We start from the raw sequence: 5,239 nt of genomic DNA on the forward strand, positions 1-5,239 counted from the left end.
CCCACATCGTTCAGAGTCTAACAGCCGCTGATACTCCAACTAGCTTGACAGTGGGGGGCCGCCTCGGCCATCACCTCGCCCAGCACACGGCAGGACTCGTCGCTCTCATCTTCCGTCAGGGGGGAGGGAGGGCGTGGATGTCTGAATCGCCCCAGACCACATCGACGATGTGTCGGCCTAATTGCAACATAATACTGATTATGATGCAGTTAGAAATGGCAACATCCTCTTTTATATTCAATAGCTTATCAACCAGCCAACCAAGCTGGCAGAGCCGATAAATTCGCCATCGCCGGGTGAGGGAACCCCGATGCTGGCTGCCGGCCTTTCCTGCTTCGCTGCCACTTCCGGAGGACTCTCTTGCCCCTCCCCCTTTCGCAGCTTCAGATAGAGAGCAAGAGTCGCCACCATCAGAGCGGCTGTGGTGCTGAGAAGCAGCAAGACCAGCCCGAACTTCTCTTCCATCGTTTCGTCCCTTCCTGGAACTTCCCCGACCGGCTAACCACGCTGGCGCTGGCTGTGTCTCGGGATCAGCTGGCTTGAAACACTCGAGCCCCTCACTGATTCCACGAAACTGCATCAGATCGTGCCCAACTTAGGAAAGCGACTCCGCCGTTTCCAGATCACGCTCGACCTGCGCGATCATACCCCGCAGCGAGGATTGGTTCATTGGTTCCAGCCCAATGCCGGAATGACCTTGGTAGAACATGCTGCGGGCCAAGTGAATGGCCTCGGTCTCGGTCATCTCGGGCACATAACTCGTTGAGCACCTGCAGGTGGACGTATACGCTATGCATAAATAGTCCTGGTGTCCATTTATGAAGCACCATGTAGCCCTGCAGCGTCTGGAAGCGTTCGACAGGGCGGGTCGATACATCTATACCCGGGCAGACCTTGCCATCCTGTTCCATGAAGACAGCCCTAAGACGTTGCAGGAGGGAATCAATCGCCTCCGAAAACAGGGCCTGCTCGAGGGTGTGGCCAGGGGCATCTACTGCTATGCCCTGTCACGCACAGCCGCCCCCTACCGCCTGGAGCGTATCGCCTGCGCCATGAGGCGCGGGGAATACAGCTATGTCTCCTTGGAGTCGGCTCTGTCGGAGTATGGGGCCATCTCCCAGATCCCGGTCGATCGCCTGACCGTGATGACCACGGGACGAAAGGGGGCCTACCGCACTCCTTACGGAACGGTCGAGTTCACGCATACGAGCCGGTCTATCATCGAGCTGCTCAAGCGCATGCGAGATATCGGCCGCCCCCTCAAGGTGGCGACGCCGGAGGCCGCCTGGGCGGACCTCAAGCGGGTGGGGAGAAACACGCATCTGGTAGATACCGTGGCACTCAGGGAGGCGGTCACCGGCCCGAGCATCCTTCAATAGCGCTGCTCGGAGCTTGGAACTGCCAACATCATCCGCGTTGAAGCGCCAGCACGGTCGGCACGTCCAGGTCACCGGCATACGCCACGAACTCGGCTTGGCACTCGGTCGCCGCCAGCATCGCCATGCGGTCGGCCAGCTCGTTACCCTCGATTCCGGCGTGGCCCCTCACATGCGCCAGCTCCACTCGGTCGGCGATGGTGCGGAACAGCTCGTGCGCCGACGCGATGATCTCGGGGTTCTTCACCGGATCGCCGTTGGCGCGGCGCCAGCCCCGCTTCTTCCAGCCGTAGGCCCAGGTGCTGATGCACTGGATTGCATAGTTCGAGTCGGCGCGAATCCTCACGCTCTCCCCTGCCGCAATGGCCTTATGCGCCAGCTTGAGTGCCTCATGCAGCGCGAGGAGTTCGGCAGTGTTGTTCGTCCCCTCGGGCGTGTAGAGCCCATAGTGCAGCGCGGAGAGCGTGCCGCCCCGGTACAGCGCCAGCCCCGATCCGGCAGGGCCGGGGTTCGGCTCGCAGGCGCCGTCGCAGAAGATCTCCACGTCCACCAGAGGGCGCTTTCGGTCCTTGCCTGGGGCTGCCCGCTGGCGCGAGGGCTTGGCCCGCCCAGTGGGGCGGGCCCCCGTTGCAAAGGCGGCTTCCGCCTCGGCCTGGCTGGCGAATGACTTGAACTTCGCGTCCGACACGCCCTTCACCTGGCGCTCGCACTCGGTCCAAGTGGTGTAGACCCCCGGCTCGCGGCCTTCCCAGACGACGTACCACTTCCTCGCTTTCCTGGCCATGTGTCTACCCCTGTACTCGAGAGCTGGTGTTGCACCCATGGGTGCAGGTGGCCTGGCCTACCCTGCTGTTGTCCCCATCGGTGCAGCTTCGCCAGTCTGCCCTCCGCCTGTTCCCATGGGTGCAGCTGGCCTGCCTACACTGCTGCACCCATGGGTGCAGCTTCGCCTGCCTACTGCAGTTGCTGGTGACCATTGGGCTGCCGCGTTCATAGCGCCGGATGACCCGTTGGAAGAACAGGTTGGCCGCCCCCAGCTCCAGCGGCAGGTAGCCCAGCTCGTCTATGATCAATAGCTTGGGCTTGGCGAAGTGCCTCAGCCGCTCCTCCAGGACGCCATTGGCATGGGCCTGGACCAGTTGAGTGATCAGTGCCGTGGCGGTGGTGAATAGCACCGAGTAGCCGGCCTTGACCGCTTCCCTGCCCAGTGCCACGGCGAGGTGGCTCTTGCCTACGCCCGGCGGACCGAGCAGCAGTAGGACATCGCCGTTGGAGATCCAGCGCCCACAGGCCAGCTCACGGATCTGGCCGGGGTCCACGGCAGGCTGGGCGCTGAAATCGAAGCCCTCCGGGTGCGCAGGAAGGGGAAGCGGGCGATGCTCAGACCCACCTGGATGCGCCGCTGCTCCTTGTGGGCCACCTCCTGCTCGCACAGGTAGGCCAGCGTCTCGCGCAGGGTCAGCTCCCGGCGTTCGGCTTCGTCGAGCAGGGTGTCGAGCCGCTCGCGGATGGCGGTCAGCTTGAAAAACGCGTCAGCATGGCGTCCAGGCACTCAGTTTCCGGCGGCGTCATCACCAGCCACCTCCCACCACGGCTTCATACTCGGTCAGGTCGCGCTGCAGCTCGGCCGGCGGGACCGCCGCTGGCGGCAAGGTAACCACAATCTCGCTCGGCTCCACAATGTCCTGGGTGCCCGCCTAGGGCGGCCGGTAGCCGACCATGCCCTGCAGGTGCTCCGGCAGGCAGCGCACCTGACGGCGCCCGCCCAGCTCTGGGTGGCGGGCCACCTCGCGACCAGCATGGTGTACCCGCAGTTCACCGTCGGTCACGCTGACCTGGACCGGCTCGCCGATCAGGCGCCAGGGCACGCTGTAGCGGTTGGTGTCGACCTCCACGGTGGCATCACGCTGGACCCGACGGCTCAGTTCTCGGGCCTGCTCGAAGGGCGCCCGATCGTTCAGCGGCTGCAGACTGGCCTGCTCAGCGATGAAGCGCACCGCCGGCAGCTCTCCGGTGGTGCCGTGGACCCGGTGGTCGGCGATCTCGCGCATCCACCAGCTCAGGTGGGCCTCCAGCGCCGCCCAGGCGGCGAAGGTCCGGCCGGCGATGGCGTTACGCTTCACGTAGCCAACGCCACGCTCGTCCTTGCCCTTGGTACGGGCGCGGTAAGGGGCACAGGCCACCGGCCGGAACCCCCAGTAGCGCGCAAAGGCTGCCAGCCGCTCGTTGAATACCACTTCGCGGGTCGCCGCGTTGTGGTGATCGACCAGCGCCCGGGCATTATCCAGCAGCACCTGCTCCGGCACCCCGCCAAAGTGGCGGAAGCCCCTTCCACGCCGGCGAACCACGCCGATTGGCGCTCATACCGGAAGGCGCGGACGTAGTGGCGGCGGGAGTAGCCGAGGGTGGCGACAAACAGGGAGACCTTGACCGACTCCCCCTCGATGATGATGTGGCGGCTGCCGAAGTCGATCTGCAGCTGCTTTCCGTGCGGCGTCTCGAACCTCACTGTGGCCTTGGCCTCGGCGGCCAGTGCCTGGCGGAAGGGCGCGCAAGCACGCTCCACCGTGCGCAGGCTGACCGTGAAACCATGTTCGAGCTGCAGGTCCTGCAGGACCACGGCGGCGTTACCGGCGTGCTGCAGGAAACGGGCCTGTAGCCACGCTTCCAGGCCATCGAGCGATTTGGTGCGTTGCGGGCTTGCGTAGGGCGCCCAGCCGCCCTGGCGCAGATAGCGTTTGACGGTGTTCCTGCTGACACCGAGTTCATCGGCGATGCGCTGAGTGCCCCAGCCACAGGCATTCAGGCGCAGCATGGCGGCGACATCCTCTGGGCTCTGCATCGGTTCCCCTCATACCTGAGTTTGGGGAACGTTATATCCGGGCTGCTGCATGAATGGACCCTCCTGGGGAGCTCACGGAGGGGTCAGTTTTCCGTGTCGCCTGACATGTACCCCTTATAGGGGGATAGGCAACGAGGAGAAACCCGATGTATATAACCTACCAGCCTATCTACCAGAGCCCTTATTCTATTCGATGCAAGCTCACAATCAGCGTAGTGGAGCAGTTTCCGGAACTGGGGCAGCCCGGCTCGCCTCTCGGCCAGAGCCACGTCTGGCTGGATGCCAAGCCATTCATTCTGACTCAGGGAGACCGAGCACCCGAGCTGATGAACCCGGATGTTACCCTCCAAGCAATTCGAAAGCATACTTCAATTAAAAGTTTCTTATCATTGGCTATTGATCGCGATAAACTGAAGCCGGGAGAAGAGCAGTTCCTGGATTTTTATTTTAGAAAAATTGAGCCTACCTGTATGGGAAGCACCGAAAAAGGTGCAACCAAAAAAAGAAGAGAAGAGTGCATAATCGCCTTACATCACAACAAGTTGCTATGGGATTTTATCAAAACTTATGTCTTACCTAACGAGAACTTAACCAAACCTCTAGCTATATCAAAACTGTTTAATGACAACTTCTCTTCTTCATCTATTGGGCATGACCTAGACCGTCTAAGGAAAGAGGAATTGATCCCCGATCATCGTCAAAAGCCCAGATATAGGGAAGATAAAGGTGCGTTACCAACCATAAAAAAGCACGACCCAGGCAGCAATACAGCGAGCGATTCATTCGCCGAAAAAAATAGAAATATACCAAATAACAGAACTGATACAAAGGAAATCACTTCTTATAAATCAGAAACTTCGTTGGTAGAGTCGCATAACAACGAGACAGCCCCCTGTTACACGCAACATGTAAATGAAGTGCTGCAGCGCAAACTCGGTCTATCACGAAGACGACCATAAATTAGGTTCTTCGTCACTTCATGTGGATTTGGCCTGATCGAGCAGGCGCCCCACGGGGCTGC

Annotated in this window: 9 protein-coding genes; 3 read left to right on the forward strand and 6 right to left on the reverse strand. The window is 61.1% G+C overall.

Annotated elements, in window-relative coordinates; translation table 11 throughout:
• Window positions 1-237: 237 nt before the first annotated feature.
• Window positions 238-465 (reverse strand): hypothetical protein, encoded by a 228-nt coding sequence (locus FEF15_RS18865; RefSeq protein ID WP_163560971.1) that lies wholly within the window; start codon window positions 463-465, stop codon window positions 238-240.
• Window positions 466-595: 130 nt separating this feature from the next.
• Complete coding sequence (locus FEF15_RS18870; protein ID WP_163560973.1) at window positions 596-745, reverse strand: hypothetical protein; 150 nt, start codon at window positions 743-745, stop codon at window positions 596-598.
• A 73-nt stretch (window positions 746-818) separates the two neighbouring features.
• Between FEF15_RS18870 and FEF15_RS18875 the strand changes: the two genes are divergently transcribed.
• On the forward strand, window positions 819-1,379 hold the full coding sequence (locus FEF15_RS18875; RefSeq protein ID WP_163560975.1) for a hypothetical protein: 561 nt from the start codon (window positions 819-821) through the stop codon (window positions 1,377-1,379).
• 28 nt (window positions 1,380-1,407) lie between these two features.
• On the opposite strand, the gene FEF15_RS18880 is transcribed toward FEF15_RS18875, so the two are convergent.
• From FEF15_RS18880 to FEF15_RS19320, 4 genes are all read right to left on the reverse strand, one after another.
• The gene (locus FEF15_RS18880) at window positions 1,408-2,160 is read right to left on the reverse strand and encodes a ribonuclease H family protein (RefSeq protein WP_163560977.1); all 753 of its coding nucleotides are present in this window, start codon (window positions 2,158-2,160) and stop codon (window positions 1,408-1,410) included.
• 4 nt (window positions 2,161-2,164) lie between these two features.
• Window positions 2,165-2,695, reverse strand: a complete 531-nt coding sequence (locus FEF15_RS18885; protein WP_240454245.1) for an ATP-binding protein — start codon at window positions 2,693-2,695, stop codon at window positions 2,165-2,167.
• On the reverse strand, window positions 2,608-2,928 hold the full coding sequence (locus tag FEF15_RS19570; RefSeq protein ID WP_240454246.1) for an ATP-binding protein: 321 nt from the start codon (window positions 2,926-2,928) through the stop codon (window positions 2,608-2,610). Before FEF15_RS19570 ends, FEF15_RS18885 begins: the two co-directional genes overlap by 88 nt.
• Window positions 2,929-3,073: 145 nt before the next feature.
• Complete coding sequence (locus FEF15_RS19320; protein ID WP_240454247.1) at window positions 3,074-3,724, reverse strand: hypothetical protein; 651 nt, start codon at window positions 3,722-3,724, stop codon at window positions 3,074-3,076.
• A 104-nt stretch (window positions 3,725-3,828) separates the two neighbouring features.
• Between FEF15_RS19320 and FEF15_RS19325 the strand changes: the two genes are divergently transcribed.
• Together FEF15_RS19325 and FEF15_RS18895 are read left to right on the forward strand one after the other, a co-directional pair.
• A complete protein-coding gene (locus FEF15_RS19325) occupies window positions 3,829-4,035 on the forward strand; it encodes a hypothetical protein (protein WP_205598595.1) in 207 nt (68 codons plus the stop codon).
• A 329-nt stretch (window positions 4,036-4,364) separates the two neighbouring features.
• A complete protein-coding gene (locus FEF15_RS18895; protein ID WP_163560979.1) occupies window positions 4,365-5,177 on the forward strand; it encodes a hypothetical protein in 813 nt (270 codons plus the stop codon).
• The last annotated feature ends 62 nt before the right edge of the window (window positions 5,178-5,239 follow it).

Origin of the sequence: Halomonas sp. NO4 (assembly GCF_010994375.1) — a bacterium.
GTDB lineage: Bacteria > Pseudomonadota > Gammaproteobacteria > Pseudomonadales > Halomonadaceae > Halomonas.